This is a genomic window from Psychrobacter sp. DD43 (assembly GCF_904846555.1).
Classification (GTDB): Bacteria; Pseudomonadota; Gammaproteobacteria; order Pseudomonadales; family Moraxellaceae; genus Psychrobacter; species Psychrobacter cryohalolentis.
The window spans coordinates 1-16,409 of sequence record NZ_CAJHBE010000008.1 but is presented as its reverse complement, the minus strand read 5'-3'; the positions used below and the strand labels follow the sequence as shown (position 1 = coordinate 16,409).

The following is a 16,409-nucleotide window of genomic DNA, read 5'->3' as shown; positions in this document are numbered from 1 at the left end:
CTATATTACTGTTAACGATTTTATAAGGAAGTTTTGCTAATGAGTCAGACCGCCCCTTATGTTTTGGTACTCTATTATTCAAATTATGGTACGACTAAGACATTAGCCTATGCTATCGCTCAGGGTATCGAAGAGGCGGGCATGACCGTGCGCATCCGTACGGTACCAACAGTCGCGCCTGAAACCACGGCAAGCAAGCCTGCGATACCGGACGACGGCGATTTATATTGCACGATGGAAGATCTAAAAAATTGCAGCGGTCTGGCACTTGGTAGCCCCACCCATTTTGGTAATATGGCCGCGCCCATGAAGTATTTTTGGGACAATACCGTCACCATTTGGCTGGCAGGCAATCTACAGAACAAGCCAGCGTCAGTATTTACGGCAACAGGCTCTATGCATGGCGGTCAAGAGACGACCTTACTGACGATGATGTTACCACTGTTGCATCATGGCATGATGATTGTGGGCGTGCCTTATGCTGAGCCTGCTTTAAACCGTACCATGCGTGGCGGTTCACCCTATGGTGCCAGTCATGTGAGTGGCGCCTCCCATGATCAGCCTGTATCTGCTGATGAGCGCGAGCTTGGCATCGCTCAAGGGCGTCGTTTAGCGATTACGGCATCTGCATTAGCGCAAGCTAACTGGAGCCGTTAATGCGCTCATCTATTACTGTTTGGCATGAACAATTAGGAAATACATACCTCTAATGGCTACTAACCTTTCTCATGATGACAGTCAACAGCAAATATCCGAAATAAGCAGTCAATCAACCCAGCTGTTGAAACCGATTATGCCTGTTCGTCAGCGCCTGATGGTGACATGGCTGGTTTGGTTAACCTTTCGATTGCTCGCTTTGCCTCTTTTGATCAATATCTTTAATCCTAGTCACCCTGATATTATCGGCGGTATTGCATGGCAAGCGCTATGGTTAGTACCAGCATTTGTCTTAACACCATCGATACTACGCGGGCGCTCGCCTTATGCGCTATTAATAGACAGCATGTTTACTTTGGTATATTTAGGGGCAAGTGGGGTTGTATTGTTCACACGTGCTTATGGCAGTAGTTGGGCAGAAATCGCTGTTTATTTCGTTGATTTCGTCCTACTATTTGCGATTAATATCTGGCTGTTTATCTTATTAAAGCGCCTACCTTCGATGAATAATGTGGTTAAACAGCCACGCTCATAAGTTATTGATATCTATTCAAATGCTATTTTTCTGTAGTGCTTAATAAAAAATTTATATTAAAAAAGCGGCACGCTATTTAGTTTGCCGCTTTTTTAATGTTTTAAGCTTGAGGGTAAATATTATTGGTTCACTTTAGACAATTCTAAATCCATCTTCTTACCATCATTAATCTGGCTTACTTTTACCGGTAAGTAATCTAAGCTTGGTGCCAACCAAAAACTGGTCGAACGGCTATTGTCATCATGGATACGGTCGACACGCACCGTATCAAAGGTACCAGCAGGGACCGTTATCTTGGTATTACCAGATTTTTTAAACGGCGTTTTTTCGATTTTATCGTGTTTTGCCATGTAGTAATTGCCAGAGAATTTACCATTTAACAAGTCTTGGCGAATTTGCACCTCAAGGCTCAAATCATCAAATGCTTGCTGCGCCATATTTAACGTGGTCGATTTGCCTCTATAATTACTCACGACTTTTTTACCACGGGGATTAAAATCGAGTTTATGCGTACGACCGATACCCAGTAGTTTATAAGTGGTACTGGCTTGGGTTGGAATAACCGCATTACCGTTGATAGTAAAGGTACTATGTTGCGCAGCACTTGCGATACCGGCAACCCGTGCATCGACATTATATTTCCACGTGTTACCTGACTTATCTAAAGCACGAGTAGCGGTACCTTTATACTTGTCTTCAATCGTAAACGTATAATCGGCGCTCGACGGTTGAATGTCTTTTGCACTGGCAATCGTTGGTGCAGCCATACTTAAAGCGCTGATAGCCGCTATGCTCGCTCCAGTGGTCAACGCGGTTAAGAATTTAACCTTACCGTTATTCTTGTCATTATAATCGGTTATGGATGGTTCTTTAGTGGTAGATAAAAAACTCATGGACAGTCCTTAATAGATTGATATCACCTTAATAGATTGGTATCAAATAACTTATTTAAGTCGATTCGACCTTACTGTTAACTAATATTATATTTTCAATGCTTATAATGGTCATACTCTGTTACATTATCAAGAGGGAGAACTTACGCTGACGTTTGGCTCTTGTAGTTGATGTTACTATCTTAAGTAACGATTAGCATATGAGTAACTTGCTGTAAATTTAGTAAGAATAGGCGTATAGAATACTGGTCTTTTCTACTGGATTATTAATCACTTAATGCCTTTATTGCATAATACTCCCAGAGATTTAGTATTGCTTATCGACAAACACCCCTCTAATTAAGAAATTCTTGTAAATTTTTGGTCTTTACACTTGAAGCTACCTCGCTATGCCCCCACTTTTTGAAACAAGCTCAAGGCTTATATTAATAAAAGCGTTTTTATAAGATGGCTTTTGAAGATAAGGTGTTGAGATTAACAAACCAAATAAATTTTTAACTTAAATAACCAATTATTGGAGACATATTGATGAATATTCGTCCTTTACATGATCGTATTGTTGTCCGCCGCATAGAAGAAGAAACAAAAACGGCTGGTGGTATCTTGCTTCCTGGTTCTGCTCAAGAAAAGCCTTCACAAGGTGAAGTGCTAGCAACTGGTAACGGTCAGATTCGTGACAACGGTGAAACTCGCGCGTTAGATGTAAAAGCTGGCGACAAAGTATTGTTCGGTCAATATGCTGGTCAAACTGTCAAGGTTGACGGCGAAGAACTACTTATCATGAAAGAATCTGACGTATTGGGTGTGCTAGAAGGCTAGTCCTTTTGAGTATTAATTTATACTCAGCGCATTTTTGACAATATCATTGAAATATTTAATTGCATTCTCATACTTATAATAGTGGAGTAATTTAACATGGCAAAAGACGTAAAATTCGGCATTGATGCCCGTAAACAAATGATGGACGGCGTAAACGTTCTAGCAAACGCAGTACGAGTAACACTAGGCCCTAAAGGTCGTAACGTGGTTATCGATAAGTCATTTGGCGCGCCTACCATCACTAAAGATGGTGTATCGGTTGCCAAAGAAATCGAGCTTGAAAACAAATTTGAAAACATGGGCGCGCAATTGGTTCGTGAAGTCGCTAGCCGTACCAACGATGTCGCTGGTGATGGTACAACGACTGCGACGGTATTGGCTCAGTCAATCTTGCAAGAAGGCATGAAATCAGTTGCCGCTGGCATGAACCCAATGGATCTAAAACGCGGTATCGATAAAGCGGTACGTGCGGCTGTTGAGCAAATTCATTTGCTATCTACTCCAGCTGATGATTCAAAAGCGATTGCCCAAGTTGGTTCTATCTCTGCCAACTCAGACACCAAAATCGGTGAATTAATTGCGCAAGCGATGGAAAAAGTCGGTAAGCAAGGTGTTATCACGGTTGAAGAAGGTTCAAGCTTTGAGGATACCCTAGAAGTTGTCGAAGGTATGCAGTTTGACCGTGGTTATATCAGCCCATACTTTGCGAACAAGCAAGACAGCCTGACTGCTGAATTTGAAAATCCATATATCTTGCTTGTTGACAAAAAAATCAGCAACATCCGTGAGATCGTGCCATTACTTGAGCAAGTCATGCAGCAGAGCAAGCCATTGCTAATCATCGCTGAAGACGTAGAAAACGAAGCATTGGCAACTCTAGTTGTGAACAACATGCGTGGCGGCTTAAAAACTTGTGCCGTTAAAGCACCAGGTTTCGGCGATCGTCGTAAAGCCATGCTAGAAGATATCGCAACGCTAACTGGCGGTACGGTTATCTCTGAAGAGATTGGTCTAAGTTTAGAGACTGCTACTCTAGAGCAACTTGGTACTGCTAAGAAAGTCACTGTCGGTAAAGAAAACACCGTTATCGTTGATGGCGCTGGCAACTCTGCTGATATCGAAAACCGTGTTGAATCTATCAAACGTCAAGTTGAAGAATCAACGTCTGACTACGATAAAGAAAAGCTTCAAGAGCGTATGGCTAAACTGGCTGGCGGCGTTGCCGTTATCAAAGTTGGCGCTGCGACTGAAACTGAAATGAAAGAGAAGAAAGATCGCGTTGATGATGCGCTACATGCGACTCGTGCAGCGGTTGAAGAAGGCGTTGTCCCTGGTGGTGGTGTTGCTCTAGTTCGTGCGATGAATGCATTGTCTGAGCTACGTGGCGATAACGATGACCAAAACGCTGGTATCAATATCTTACGTCGCGCAATGGAAGCACCATTACGTCAAATCGTAACCAACTCAGGCGAAGAAGCTTCAGTGGTGGTTAACGAAGTGAAGAGTGGTAGTGGTAACTACGGTTACAACGCAGCTTCTGGCGAATATGGCGATATGCTAGAGATGGGTATCCTTGATCCAGCTAAAGTCGCTCGTTCAGCGCTAGAAAACGCAGCTTCTGTTGCCGGTCTAATGCTAACCACTGAAGTCATGATTACTGATTTACCGCAAGGTGATGACGGTATGGCTGGCATGGGCGGTGGCGGTGGAATGGGCGGTATGGGTGGAATGGGCGGTATGATGTAACTCTACTTCTACTACAAAGCGAGTTTTCTTTGTCAGACGTGCTCAATGTACAATAGGTACTATTTTCGAGCGTCTTCCTCGACAAATCGATTTTTGCTAGAAGTATGACTTTGTCATAACGTACTTGTTAAACCTAGTTCAAATAAAACCCCGATAGGCTGAGCTTATCGGGGTTTTTCATGTGTATCATAAAAGCATTAAATATTACTGATTCGCTGCATCCCGTCTAAACACCCACGTCTTATCATCCGACACATCTGCACAGTAATAATAACCTGCCAAATCAAATTGCTTAAGCTGCTCAGCATTGGTCAGTTTATTATCCGCAGCATATTTCACCATCAGTCCACGTGCTTTTTTAGCATAGAAGCTAATCACTTTATATTGACCATTCTTTTCATCTTCAAATCGTGGCGTGATAATCTCCGCATTCAAGGCTTTTTTCTTTACCGCTTTAAAGTATTCATTAGAAGCTAAGTTGATCAATACTTTGTCATCGCTATCAGCCATGCGCTTATTAATAATCTTAGTGATTTCTTCGCCCCAAAACTCGTATAAATTATCGCCACGCTCATTTTTAAGCTTGGTACCCATTTCAAGTCGATACGGCTGAATCAAATCCAGTGGCTTTAGCACGCCATAAAGACCGGACAAGATACCCAGATGTTCATTGACGTAAATGGCGGTGTCTTTATCCATGTGATACATATCAAGTCCAGTATAAACATCGCCATCGAACAAATAACCAGCTGGTTTGGCATTGTCATCCGTAAACAGTTCGTTATCACTCCAAGCCCAGTCTTGATTGCGTTTAGCATTTAGCTGCGACAAATCATCAGAGATACTCATAAGCTCTTGTAAGTCAATCGGCTCCTTCGACTTCAATATCTTCATCAATGCTTGCGAGTGTTCAATCAACTCAGGCTGACTATAGTAGCTGCTAATATCCATTGGGGCAGTATCTGTTTCGTTCAAAGATTTGGCAGGAGAGAGTAAAAAATACATAATTATTCCTTATTATAGTGAAGTGATAAACACTCCATTAATGTTTCGAGCTTTCTCATTATACGATACCTACAGGTTTAACTTGACTTACGCGTGGCTGTTTTGTACTTTTAAGCCTCATCATGGACATATATCAACTATTATAGGCATTGTGATAACTCGTGTAAGCCAATAGCCTAAAGGCTTCAAGCTACTTAAGAATAAATAAAATTTTTTAATATAACAATAAAAGTTATGATAATGTTATAAATAGCTAACTTTTATTTTACTTGCGGGTCATCATTAGACAATGAAAGTTGGCAGACGATATATCTATAATAAAACGGCATGATGGCAAACGAGCTATCATTTATTAAATTGATAATCTTTGGTCTTAAGTATTAAGCTAACCCTGACCAAAGATTTTTTTGTCCCCTGTGCTTTTTAGAGGTGCGTTAAGGGTGTTAAAAATTAGTTATTAGACATAAGCATAGTCATTAGACGTAAGGAGACGGTATGAAAATTGGTGTTATTAGTGCAGAGAGCGCAAGTGAGAGTCGGGTGGCATTAACCCCAGACGCGGTAAAAAAGTTACGCAAACTTGGGTTTGAGGTTGTCATCCAGTCAGGTGCAGGTCAAGCGTCTTATTATGCGGATGAATTATATCAGGCTGCGGGTGCTGATATCGCCAATAGTAGCATTGACGTCGTCACACAGTCTCAGATTATTACTACCGTCAATGATTTGCCGACGTCAACGACTGCTAGTTTAACGTCTGGTCAAATCGTTATCGGCATGCTTGATCCCTATCGCAATACCCAACTGGATACTTATGCTGTCAAAGGGGCTACCGCCTTTGCCATGGAGCTATTGCCACGCACCTTATCACGCGCACAGAATATGGACGTCTTGTCTTCACAAGCCAACCTTGCCGGTTACAAAGCAGTGTTGCTCGCTGCCAATGAATATTCGCGTCCGTTTCCGATGTTTATGACCTCAGCTGGTACGGTTAAGCCTGCCAAAGTCGTTATTCTAGGTGTTGGGGTTGCGGGTTTACAAGCGATTGCGACGGCGAAGCGTTTAGGTGCTGTCGTTGAAGCCAGTGATTTGCGTCCGACAGCTCGCGAGCAAGTGGAGTCATTAGGTGGTAAATGGCTTGATGTCCCGATGAGTGCGGAGGAGGCTGAGACAGCTAAATCTACAGGCGGCTATGCGTGGACGCCATCTGAGCAATATATCAAAGACCAAGCTGCTATTGTTGATAAAGCCTTGAGCAATGCTGACATCGTCATTACGACTGCACAGATTCCGGGTCGTCAAGCGCCGCGTTTGGTACACCAATCAACCATTGCTAAGATGAAAGCTGGTTCGGTACTGATCGATATGGCGGCTGGCACTGGCGGAAACGTTGAAGGCAGTGTCCCTGATGAAACGATTACGACGTCAAATGGCGTACGTATTGTCGGTGCAGCTAATATTCCCTCACAGTTGGCGGCGCAATCATCAGACTTGTATGCCAATAACCTCGTTAATTTTATCACCACTTTAATTGCGCCTGCCGCTACAGATGACGCTACAGCAAACACAATGGCACTCAACTTAGACATGGAAGATGAGATTCAAGGCGCATTAGCGGTAACGCATAACAATCAAGTACGTCTTGCTAAACGCTAAGTGCTAAATTTCAGGTCTTGATAATTTCATTATCGTACATTTGCCAGACACGAACAAATTTTAGGAGGATAAGATGATTGCCACTATTTTAGCGGCAGCGCCAGCCGGTGCGGCCATGAGTAGCACGCCATTCGTAGCGATTTTTACCGTATTTGTACTGGCTATCTTTGTCGGATACTACGTTGTTTGGGGTGTAACCCCTGCACTGCATACGCCTTTAATGGCTGTAACCAACGCTTTATCAAGTATTGTTATTGTCGGTGCAATGCTACAGACCGTCACTATCGATGGTTCGATATTTACGCCGACCAGTTTACTTGGGGCTTTTGCGGTATTTTTAGCTAGTATCAATATTTTTGGTGGTTTCGCCGTGACTGAGCGTATGCTGTCGATGTTTAAGCCAAAAGTGAAAAAAGCAGTAGTAACAACGGATACTGGGGGTGACGCATGAGTGACTTATCAAATATGATTGCGGCTAATGCGGACTGGTTTTATCTGGTCGGTGCCATTCTTTTTGTTTTGACGTTACGGGGTTTATCTAGCCCAAAAACGGCGATTCGTGGTAATCGATTGGGTATGGTTGCCATGGCGATTGCCGTTGTAACAACGTTCTTCCTAGCAGAAGGTCCAGTGCTTTGGTTAATCATCGGTGCGATGGTATTGGGTGCTATCGTCGGTATGTGGAAAGCAAAGACGGTCGCCATGACCCAAATGCCAGAAACCGTGGCTTTGATGCACTCGTTTGTCGGTTTGGCAGCGGTTGCGATTGCATTAGCAACGGTACTGCATACTGAACAACAGCATGGCGCGGTTGCTCGTGTTGAATTGTTTATTGGTTGTTTTATCGGTGCGATTACTTTCTCAGCATCGGTCTTTGCCTTTGGTAAATTGGCAGCGAAGAGCTGGGCTAAGACCTTAGTTGGTAGTTGGGTAAAACCTGTCCAAGCGCTATTGTTCATTGCGATGATTGCGTTCGGTGGTGTGTACTTCGTCACTGATTCATTACCCGCCTTCTATGCGATGGCAGTGATTGCAGTGATTTTTGGTTGGATGTGGATTGCGCCAATTGGTGGTGGCGATATGCCAGTGGTCGTGTCGCTATTGAACTCATTTTCAGGGTGGGCAGCAGCAGGTATTGGTTTTACTCTTGGCAACTCGATGCTCATTATCGCAGGTTCTCTAGTCGGTTCGTCAGGTGCGATTCTATCTTATATCATGTGTAAAGCCATGAACCGCTCATTACTTAATGTATTGTTTGGCGGTATGGGTACATCAGCGGTCGCAGCTGGCGGCGATGATGGCGCGCCAAAGAATTACAAAGCAGGATCAGCAGAAGATGCTGGCTTCCTTATGGCAAATGCCAGTAGTGTGGTGATTGTCCCAGGTTACGGCATGGCGCAAGGTCGTGCACAAAACGCTGTAAAAGAATTGTATGAGCTGTTAAAAGAAGAAGGCGTTAATGTTCGTTTTGCCATTCATCCAGTTGCAGGTCGTATGCCAGGACATATGAACGTACTATTGGCAGAAGCCGATGTGCCTTATGATGATATTTTAGAGATGGATGAGATTAACTCGGACTTCGCGAGTACGGATGTGGTATTAGTTATCGGTGCCAATGATGTTGTCAACCCATCTGCGAAAGATGATCCGACATCACCAATCTTTGGTATGCCAATTCTAGAAGTGACCAAAGCGCAAACGGTGATGGTTATTAAGCGTTCTATGAGTACAGGTTATGCTGGTCTAGATAACAGCTTGTTCTATATGGACAAAACCATGATGATCTTTGGTGATGCGAAGAAGATGGTCGAAGAGATGGTACGTAGTATCAATGGCGCTGGTCATTAACCTTTAAAATAGATCTGACACATCATTTTTTAAACAGAAGCTTTCACATAAAAAAGTCACTGAGGTGGCTTTTTTTGCGTTAGAGTATTGCCCATCTAAAGCTATCTACAATGTATTTTCTCATTATCAATATTATAAAATAAGAAGGTTTCTTATGAATATGCTGCTGCGTTTCTTTATTATGGTAAGCCTACTCAAACAACAACTTAAGCAGCAATCGATAAGCAATCACCTGAGTATTGAAACATTGACAGCACCAACTGTGCGTCAGTATCGGGTATTACCACATGACATGGGTTTTCGCGATCATCTGCCTAATTATCGCTATCTGTCTTTTATTGAGCTAAATATCACCAAATGGCTTATGAACTGCTGTCATCAAAAAGGGATTAAAAATCTCGGCTGGATTATCGCTATGCAGGAGATGGTCTATCTTAAACAAATTAAGTTTCTAGATAAGATAACAGTCAATAGTATGCTTGTCGGTTGGGATAAAAAATATGTCTATTTTGAGCATCGATTTTTTGTTAAAAACCAGCTGATGGCAGTGGGTATGACCAAGTTTGTTTTAACCAATAAGCAAGGTAAGTGCGCAACTGAGGTGCTAGATATGACGGGTAAGCAGCTGACAGAAGTTATTGAGTCATGGAATCAGCATCAAGTGGCGATTAAAGCTGCTCAATCTACTGAGTTGACTAAATCAACAAAGGCTGCGTAACCAACTTGCCTATAATCCTATGATGAATTTTGGTAGGATAGCGCATATATATTTTATAATGCTATTTTATAAAAATAATTGAAAACATAAGGAGCTACTATGACCCCGCAGAAGTTAAAATGGACAGACAGCTTAGATATCGCTATTGAGCTTTATGAAAAATTCCCAGAGACCGATCCGCAGTATATTCGCTTTACGGATTTGCATCGCTGGGTGACGGAGCTTGAAGGCTTTGACGATGATCCGCAACGCTCCAATGAAGGTATCTTAGAAGCGATTCAGATGAATTGGATCGACGAAGCGGACTAGATTGACCTTTTGACTATTTTTTAATAACAAACATAGCTTTAATAAACATAATCTCAAATGAAAACAGGACAAACCGTCTCATGACTGCACCAATCCAAGAGCTAACCGACGTACAAACTTGCACAGGCATCAGCGTACGCACCACCAACACCGATGAAATAAGCCATGAAACGGCAAAGTTAGGCAAGCTATGGCAAAGTTTTTACAAAAATCACGTGAGCCAACTTGAAAAGGGTCAGGATATCTATGGTATCTATCATAACTATGAGAGTGATGATGTAGGCGCTTTTGATGTGGTTGCGAGTTGGAAGGTGGAAAGTCAGCAAAAACAGTCAGACAATGACGATACGACCAATACTGTCAAAGCTACTAAGAATAAAAATGCAAGCAACCTAACAACGGTCACTATTCCTGCAGGAAAATACATGGTGTTTTCTGAATACGGTAACATGCCTAATACCGTGATGAATGCATGGGAAAAAGCGTGGACGTATTTCAATGATCCAAGCTGTGAGCATACTCGAACTTATAACGTTGACTTTGAGCGTTACGTTGAGGGTAAGTTAGAATATGGTCAAGTCGAGCTATATATTGGTATTGAGTAAGTAATTAATATCTATAATAAAAAAGCGCCATCTGTATGAGATGGCGCTTTTTTTACTAGTGCTTATTAATCTAATAGGGCGTGTCCTCATTTCAAAAATGGTGATAAAAATGAGATAAATTGCAGTCAAACAAGGAAAATAGCGCAGATAATATCGGGATATTAACCAGCTATTTAACGATGTTTGGCAAAATTTAGCCATTTTTAGCCCGTTTAGATATGATCAATTGAATTGAGGACACGCCCTAGTAAATTCTCTAAAATCCCTTCATAAATCTGCGCCAATTTCCCTAAGTCATCTACTTCAACTTTTTCATCAACCTGATGAATAGTGGCATTACGCACGCCAAGTTCGACCACTTGCGCACCGGTTGGTGCAATAAAGCGTCCATCTGATGTGCCGCCAGAAGTTGATAATGTCGTATCGGTTCCAGTCACAGATTTAATCGCTTGCTGGCATGCTGAGACCAATTTACCTTCAGGCGTCAAAAAAGGCTGACCAGATAATTTCCAATGAATATCATAAGCTGCTTTGCTATCAGCGAAATATCTATCAAAAATAGCATGTGTCTTCGCTTTTAGTTCATCTTCAGTCGTTTCTGTCGAAAAGCGGAAGTTAAATACAGCCTCTAAGGTTTCAGGAATGACGTTGGTCGCCCCCGTTCCACTATTGATATTAGATATTTGTAGTGAAGTCGCAGGGAAGTAATCATTGCCATTATCCCAAGTAGCATTGGTCAGTTCTGCGAGTGCCGACATAGCCGCATGAATAGGATTTGATGCAAGGTGCGGGTAGGCAACGTGACCTTGTTTACCAGTGACAGTGAGCACTGCGCCGAGTGAGCCACGACGACCATTCTTAATAATATCACCTAGGGTATCAGTACTAGATGGTTCACCCACTAAGCAGTACGTAATTTTCTCATTACGTGCTTCTAGCGTTTCTACTACCTTGACTGTGCCGTTAATAGACGGACCTTCTTCATCTGAAGTGATTAAAAAGGCAATTGAGCCATTGTGCTCAGGATGATTGGCAACGAAACGTTCAGCAGCGACGGTAAAAGCGGCAATGCCAGTTTTCATATCAGCGGCACCACGCGCCCATAAATAGCCATCTGCAATGGTTGGGGTAAAGGGCGGATAGGTCCAATTTTTTTCATCGCCTATTGGGACGACGTCAGTATGACCGGCAAAGCAAATGACTGGATTGGTATTACCGCGGCGCGCCCATAAGTTTTTAACCTCAGCATGTTCGCCTTTTGCTTGTCTATTACCGTAATACATAAACTCGCAGTCGAAGCCTGCTTGCGTTAGCCGCTCAGATAATATGTCTTGGCAGCCATCATCATCTGGCGTCACTGACGGACGTTCAAGTAAGGCGATACTTAAATCCAATGTTGCTTGTTGATGAGTTGCTTGCATCTGAGACTGAGTATTTCGGTTTTTATCAAAATCTGACATGGGAAGCCTTTTTTATTATAGAGGGATAGATAGTATGGTTAGATGTAGCTGGTAAGAGAGTCTTTATGAATATTACAGTACTTAAATAACGTCTTCTACGAATGGTACTAAGCCATCACGGCGCATCCAAGTCGCGATAGAATAACGCTGACGATGGGCGATTTGTACTTGATGCCGTAAGTCACTATCAAATATTACAAGCCTATTAGCGACAGGCATTACATTATGATGGACACCATGTTTATCAACGATTTCTAGCGCGCCGCCGTCATTCGCTGTCCATTCATCATTAAGATAAAACACTGCCGAGATAACGCGTTCATTACGTCCAGCTGGATTATCACTATGCCATAGATAGCCAAAACCTACTGGATAACACGCATAATGCGCTTCACTGTGGCGAATACCAGCGTACAAGCTTTGATTGAATAAGTTGGCAAGCGCATTGATACTGTGTAGATAATAAAATCCTGCAAAAAAGTCTTTGGTAATCCAGCGTATTTTATCACCGCGAATATCACTGATACGAATACCCGCCGTTAGCTGAGCATCACGATAGTCAATAAAGCCACTTTCCGCTTGCAGTGCTAATAAGGCTTTTCGTTCAAAGACATCATCAATAATCAGCCAACCATCATCAACAAACGTATCCAACTGTTTATCTGTCAGCTTGTGTTCCCAGTTAACCTCAAAATCAGAGGATTGTAATAAATGCTGGGTCGGCAGCGCCTGATTATTATAGTTAGTAGAATGTAAAGATAACAGTGGCGGATTCTCCTTACCTATTGGATTATCAACCACCAACGTCGTTACATCAAGATTGCTAATAATCTTCGTCATTTTGTCTCGCTATCGTCCATTATCTGTCATTACACCGTCAATCTATACCTTTACCCGACCAATCTATGCCTTTTTACCAAAACCATCGTTATCTTTTAGCCATCCTATGCTACCATAGATGCAATTTTTCTTATTTAAACTTTTGAACTTATGAATTATAAACACGCCTATCATGCTGGTAACTTTGCCGATGTTGTTAAACACATTCTATTGGTACAACTACTGAACCAAATGGGGCAAAAAAACAAACCTTTTTATGTGCTTGATGCTTATGGCGGTCGTGGACTGTATTCGCTCGGCAGTGAAGAGGCGCGCAAGACTGGTGAAGCCAAAGGTGGTATCCAAGCCTTAGTAAAAGCCGATGTCGAAAAAGCACCAGCTGCCATCAAAGACTATATGGAAGGTATTAACCAAGCCCGTTTTACCTATGATAAAAAAGTCTATCCGGGTTCGCCGTGGTGGATTGCTCATCATGTTGAAAAAAATCCAGATGCTGGCGTGCGCGGTGAAGCGTTTGAAGCCAAAGCCAGTGAATATGATGCACTGAACTATCAGCTACATAAATTGCCAATCGGTATTCATCATCGCAATGCTTTTGAAGGTATCGCTGCCGTGATTCCGCCAAAAGAAAAGCGCGGCTTGATATTTTTAGATCCTCCTTACGAGCAGGAGCATAAAGACTTCACGCGTCTAATCGATTTGTTGGTGCATTCTTATAACAAGTGGCCACAAGGCACTTATGCATTATGGTTCCCAATCAAGAACATCGACGCGGTTGAGCTGTTCTATAAAAAGCTCAAGCGTACTGAGATGAGACGTCAGCTGGTTTGTGAGCTAAATATTTATCCTAAAGATATCGCTGTCGGTCTAAACGGTACAGGGCTACTTGTGATCAATCCGCCATGGCAGTTCGATAACCAAGCGCGTGAGATACTACGTTTCTTACAGCCTGTATTAAAAGTTGCTGATGCACCAGATTTAACACCTGATAGTGCAACCACCGTCCGCTGGTTGGTTGGCGAATAAGGATATTGTTATGACGACTGATCAATCATCACGTAGCCTTGAAAAAAACAATCTTGCAAAGGGTAGTCTGGTCACTGATAAAGTGATGAATGACGGTTTGATTAAAGAGCCCTTATTACAAGATAGCGCTGCCACTCAACCGCCTTTTGTGGATGAGCATGATTTCGATATTCGCTTGGCGGATAATGAGAACTATGATGGGCTGACGTTCGAGGTGATTGAAGCGGAAGTCGCTGAAGGTAAGCGGGTGGTCAGTCGCGGTGTTTATTTAGCGCCCAACTTGATCACCACTTTATCGCTGCTTTCAGGCTTTTATTCTATTTTAGCCAGTACCCAAGGTGAGTTCTATAAAGCCTCTTTAGCGATTTTCTTATCGGCTATTTTGGATGGTGCAGATGGTCGGGTAGCGCGTATGTTAAATGCGCAAAGCCCATTTGGTGAGCAGTACGATTCGCTTGCCGATATGCTAGCTTTTGGTGTCGCACCAGCAATCCTAATTTACAGCTTTGCTTTGCAGCCATTAGGTCGCATTGGGCTTGGCTGTGCGTTTGTCTTTACTGCCTGTGCCGCCTTCCGTCTAGCGCGTTTTAACGTTCAGATTGGTGAGGTCGATAAAAAATACTTTGTTGGTTTGGCCAGTCCGCTTGCCGCTATTTTGGTCACAGCGGCTGTTATGGTTGCCGTTGATCACAATCAATGGATCGGACAATACGATACGCTTGTGATGTTTTTATTTGCTGCTTGGGTCGTTATTTGCGGTTTGCTGATGGTTAGCAACGTCAAATACTATAGTTTTAAAGAGTTTGATAAGAAGAAAGTCCCTTTCGTGGTGCTTATCGTTGGTGTATTGGTCATGAGTATCGTGTTATATGATATTCCAGTCGGCATTTTAGCGATTGGTGTTATTTATGCCTTGTCAGGTATTTTTAGCACCTTACAAGCCAAAGCGACCAGTTAATACTATAGCTTTTTATAGTGAATATTAACTTAAGACACGCAAACAAAAACCGCTTATTTTTTAATAGGCGGTTTTTGTTTGCGTATTAGTTTTCGAATCTATTGGGCACTAATTTATAGCTTTGATAGAGATAACCATAACAAGTGAAAAATTAAAATAAAACAACACAAATAGCTATTGATTGGGTTCAATATTAAAGCCTTATACAATGTTATTGTATGCAGTCTATATAAAGTTTATACGGTTAGCCTTCCTATAACGCCATTTGATAACTAAGCCGAGGTTATTATGCTGAACTTACCTATTTTTAATCGCCTATTACCTGTTTCAAGGACCTCAAACAATTTGTTAAGAGGTTTGATGGCAAGCGCTTTGTTTTCATTGTCATTTGTTTCAGTCTCTACACATGCTACTACTAGTAATTCAGTAAGTACGATATCTCGTGCTGAAGCTGCCAATCCAGCTAATTTTAAGCATCTAAATATTAATGGTAGTGCAGTAACTTCCGCATCAGCACCGTGCTCTATCAAAAAAGGGCTGATTGCTTGTGGTCTTGAAAAGCTTAAGCTAATCAATAGTAGTATTAACGAAGTAGATGCGGATTATGATTTGGCACAAGCTTTTTACTATCCATCAAAATCGCAGCCTAAGACAGCGGTTGTTGTCATTACCCGTTCTGGTCTCATGGATGATAGTGTGAGTGCAGAACGTTACCGTATTAGTTTTACCTTAAAAGGCAAGCCGTCTGATTTAAATTGGCAATGGGTGCAGTATGGGGTGCAATATCAATGTGTTCGCGGTAATAGAATGGGGAAATGGACGAAAAATCTTTGTCCTTGATGAAATCCTACATTGAAAGGTAAACCTAGTGTTTTCAACCAAATAAAAATAAACCTTAATAATCTCTTGACCCCCTACTAAAACAGCGTATACTGCCACCCAGTCGGAGAGGAAGGCGGGTTGGAGTGGTTTATCGCTTAGACAATTTAGCCAACCGGAAAAATTACTTTTAAGTTAACTCAAATTAAAATAATTTACTTCTTGACTTACTAATTAAAGCGTCTATAATACGCACCTCATTAAGACGAACTGGAATCAGCTACTGTGTGATTACACAATAACTAACCAGTTAACTTAAAGAAACAAATTAAGAAAAGAAGTTGACAGACTATTAAAACATGATATGATGGTCAGCTCGCTAAATAGGATAAGCCAGATTGGTTTAGCGGATTTAGTTAGAACACTCTTACTGGACGACAGTAGAGACATTATTTAAAAGCATAACTAAAGAACAACTTGTGTGGATTTTTGCTGATTCAGAATGCTAAAAAATAAAG

Annotated in this window: 17 protein-coding genes; 13 read left to right on the top strand and 4 right to left on the bottom strand. The window is 42.1% G+C overall.

The genetic code is table 11. The annotated features are described in order from the left end of the window. The first annotated feature begins 39 nt into the window (after window positions 1-39). Entirely contained in the window at window positions 40-657 is a 618-nt protein-coding gene (gene wrbA / locus JMX89_RS05885; RefSeq protein WP_201530678.1) for an NAD(P)H:quinone oxidoreductase, read from the top strand. A 52-nt stretch (window positions 658-709) separates the two neighbouring features. Further along, window positions 710-1,192 carry a hypothetical protein gene (locus JMX89_RS05880; RefSeq protein ID WP_201530677.1) on the top strand — a complete coding sequence of 161 codons (483 nt, stop codon included), beginning with the start codon at window positions 710-712 and terminating at the stop codon, window positions 1,190-1,192. 119 nt (window positions 1,193-1,311) lie between these two features. On the opposite strand, the gene JMX89_RS05875 is transcribed toward JMX89_RS05880, so the two are convergent. Continuing rightward, entirely contained in the window at window positions 1,312-2,085 is a 774-nt protein-coding gene (locus JMX89_RS05875) for a DUF3108 domain-containing protein (protein WP_201530676.1), read from the bottom strand. Between the two features lie 525 nt (window positions 2,086-2,610). Here JMX89_RS05875 and JMX89_RS05870 point away from each other — a divergent pair. Both JMX89_RS05870 and groL read left to right on the top strand, forming a co-directional pair. After that, window positions 2,611-2,904, top strand: a complete 294-nt coding sequence (locus JMX89_RS05870; RefSeq protein WP_025652227.1) for a co-chaperone GroES — start codon at window positions 2,611-2,613, stop codon at window positions 2,902-2,904. Window positions 2,905-3,000: 96 nt separating this feature from the next. Next, window positions 3,001-4,650: a chaperonin GroEL gene (groL, locus tag JMX89_RS05865; RefSeq protein ID WP_201530675.1), complete on the top strand. Its 1,650-nt coding sequence runs from the start codon at window positions 3,001-3,003 to the stop codon at window positions 4,648-4,650. 204 nt (window positions 4,651-4,854) lie between these two features. Here the strand turns inward: groL and yaaA are convergent, their stop codons facing one another. Beyond that, window positions 4,855-5,655 (bottom strand): peroxide stress protein YaaA, encoded by an 801-nt coding sequence (yaaA, locus tag JMX89_RS05860; protein WP_149492949.1) that lies wholly within the window; start codon window positions 5,653-5,655, stop codon window positions 4,855-4,857. Between the two features lie 495 nt (window positions 5,656-6,150). Between yaaA and JMX89_RS05855 the strand changes: the two genes are divergently transcribed. From JMX89_RS05855 to JMX89_RS05830, 6 genes are all read left to right on the top strand, one after another. After that, window positions 6,151-7,308 carry an NAD(P) transhydrogenase subunit alpha gene (locus tag JMX89_RS05855; protein WP_201530674.1) on the top strand — a complete coding sequence of 386 codons (1,158 nt, stop codon included), beginning with the start codon at window positions 6,151-6,153 and terminating at the stop codon, window positions 7,306-7,308. A 115-nt stretch (window positions 7,309-7,423) separates the two neighbouring features. Next, window positions 7,424-7,759 carry a proton-translocating transhydrogenase family protein gene (locus JMX89_RS05850; protein WP_198010341.1) on the top strand — a complete coding sequence of 112 codons (336 nt, stop codon included), beginning with the start codon at window positions 7,424-7,426 and terminating at the stop codon, window positions 7,757-7,759. After that, on the top strand, window positions 7,756-9,156 hold the full coding sequence (locus tag JMX89_RS05845; RefSeq protein WP_413786612.1) for an NAD(P)(+) transhydrogenase (Re/Si-specific) subunit beta: 1,401 nt from the start codon (window positions 7,756-7,758) through the stop codon (window positions 9,154-9,156). The genes JMX89_RS05850 and JMX89_RS05845 overlap by 4 nt, the downstream gene beginning before the upstream one ends. 154 nt (window positions 9,157-9,310) lie before the next feature. Continuing rightward, the gene (locus JMX89_RS05840; protein WP_201530673.1) at window positions 9,311-9,874 is read left to right on the top strand and encodes an acyl-CoA thioesterase; all 564 of its coding nucleotides are present in this window, start codon (window positions 9,311-9,313) and stop codon (window positions 9,872-9,874) included. Window positions 9,875-9,973: 99 nt separating this feature from the next. Continuing rightward, window positions 9,974-10,183 (top strand): Fe-S cluster assembly protein IscX, encoded by a 210-nt coding sequence (gene iscX / locus JMX89_RS05835; protein ID WP_011279849.1) that lies wholly within the window; start codon window positions 9,974-9,976, stop codon window positions 10,181-10,183. An 80-nt stretch (window positions 10,184-10,263) separates the two neighbouring features. Beyond that, on the top strand, window positions 10,264-10,788 hold the full coding sequence (locus tag JMX89_RS05830) for a GyrI-like domain-containing protein (RefSeq protein WP_149409878.1): 525 nt from the start codon (window positions 10,264-10,266) through the stop codon (window positions 10,786-10,788). 212 nt (window positions 10,789-11,000) lie between these two features. On the opposite strand, the gene dapE is transcribed toward JMX89_RS05830, so the two are convergent. Both dapE and JMX89_RS05820 read right to left on the bottom strand, forming a co-directional pair. Further along, window positions 11,001-12,248 (bottom strand): succinyl-diaminopimelate desuccinylase, encoded by a 1,248-nt coding sequence (gene dapE, locus JMX89_RS05825; protein WP_227673025.1) that lies wholly within the window; start codon window positions 12,246-12,248, stop codon window positions 11,001-11,003. Between the two features lie 81 nt (window positions 12,249-12,329). Next, complete coding sequence (locus tag JMX89_RS05820; RefSeq protein WP_201530672.1) at window positions 12,330-13,088, bottom strand: 2OG-Fe(II) oxygenase; 759 nt, start codon at window positions 13,086-13,088, stop codon at window positions 12,330-12,332. 150 nt (window positions 13,089-13,238) lie between these two features. On the opposite strand from JMX89_RS05820, the gene JMX89_RS05815 reads away from it, so the two are divergent. The 3 genes from JMX89_RS05815 to JMX89_RS05805 all read left to right on the top strand — a co-directional run bounded on the left by JMX89_RS05815 (window position 13,239) and on the right by JMX89_RS05805 (window position 15,912). After that, complete coding sequence (locus JMX89_RS05815; protein WP_020442843.1) at window positions 13,239-14,114, top strand: 23S rRNA (adenine(2030)-N(6))-methyltransferase RlmJ; 876 nt, start codon at window positions 13,239-13,241, stop codon at window positions 14,112-14,114. A gap of 10 nt (window positions 14,115-14,124) precedes the next feature. Then, window positions 14,125-15,072: a CDP-diacylglycerol--serine O-phosphatidyltransferase gene (gene pssA / locus JMX89_RS05810; protein WP_201530671.1), complete on the top strand. Its 948-nt coding sequence runs from the start codon at window positions 14,125-14,127 to the stop codon at window positions 15,070-15,072. Window positions 15,073-15,432: 360 nt separating this feature from the next. Then, entirely contained in the window at window positions 15,433-15,912 is a 480-nt protein-coding gene (locus JMX89_RS05805) for a hypothetical protein (RefSeq protein WP_201530670.1), read from the top strand. The last annotated feature ends 497 nt before the right edge of the window (window positions 15,913-16,409 follow it).

Excerpts from the sequence above, each read along its gene's own strand:
- JMX89_RS05845 (WP_413786612.1), top strand. The coding sequence starts at position 7,756 with ATGAGTGACTTATCAAATATGATTGCGGCTAATGCGGACTGGTTTTAT.
- groL (WP_201530675.1), top strand. The coding sequence starts at position 3,001 with ATGGCAAAAGACGTAAAATTCGGCATTGATGCCCGTAAACAAATGATG.
- JMX89_RS05850 (WP_198010341.1), top strand. The coding sequence starts at position 7,424 with ATGAGTAGCACGCCATTCGTAGCGATTTTTACCGTATTTGTACTGGCT.
- yaaA (WP_149492949.1), bottom strand. The coding sequence starts at position 5,655 with ATGTATTTTTTACTCTCTCCTGCCAAATCTTTGAACGAAACAGATACT.
- JMX89_RS05880 (WP_201530677.1), top strand. The coding sequence starts at position 710 with ATGGCTACTAACCTTTCTCATGATGACAGTCAACAGCAAATATCCGAA.
- JMX89_RS05875 (WP_201530676.1), bottom strand. The coding sequence starts at position 2,085 with ATGAGTTTTTTATCTACCACTAAAGAACCATCCATAACCGATTATAAT.
- wrbA (WP_201530678.1), top strand. The coding sequence starts at position 40 with ATGAGTCAGACCGCCCCTTATGTTTTGGTACTCTATTATTCAAATTAT.
- JMX89_RS05820 (WP_201530672.1), bottom strand. The coding sequence starts at position 13,088 with ATGACGAAGATTATTAGCAATCTTGATGTAACGACGTTGGTGGTTGAT.
- JMX89_RS05815 (WP_020442843.1), top strand. The coding sequence starts at position 13,239 with ATGAATTATAAACACGCCTATCATGCTGGTAACTTTGCCGATGTTGTT.
- iscX (WP_011279849.1), top strand. The coding sequence starts at position 9,974 with ATGACCCCGCAGAAGTTAAAATGGACAGACAGCTTAGATATCGCTATT.
- pssA (WP_201530671.1), top strand. The coding sequence starts at position 14,125 with ATGACGACTGATCAATCATCACGTAGCCTTGAAAAAAACAATCTTGCA.
- JMX89_RS05830 (WP_149409878.1), top strand. The coding sequence starts at position 10,264 with ATGACTGCACCAATCCAAGAGCTAACCGACGTACAAACTTGCACAGGC.
- dapE (WP_227673025.1), bottom strand. The coding sequence starts at position 12,248 with ATGTCAGATTTTGATAAAAACCGAAATACTCAGTCTCAGATGCAAGCA.
- JMX89_RS05805 (WP_201530670.1), top strand. The coding sequence starts at position 15,433 with ATGGCAAGCGCTTTGTTTTCATTGTCATTTGTTTCAGTCTCTACACAT.
- JMX89_RS05840 (WP_201530673.1), top strand. The coding sequence starts at position 9,311 with ATGAATATGCTGCTGCGTTTCTTTATTATGGTAAGCCTACTCAAACAA.
- JMX89_RS05855 (WP_201530674.1), top strand. The coding sequence starts at position 6,151 with ATGAAAATTGGTGTTATTAGTGCAGAGAGCGCAAGTGAGAGTCGGGTG.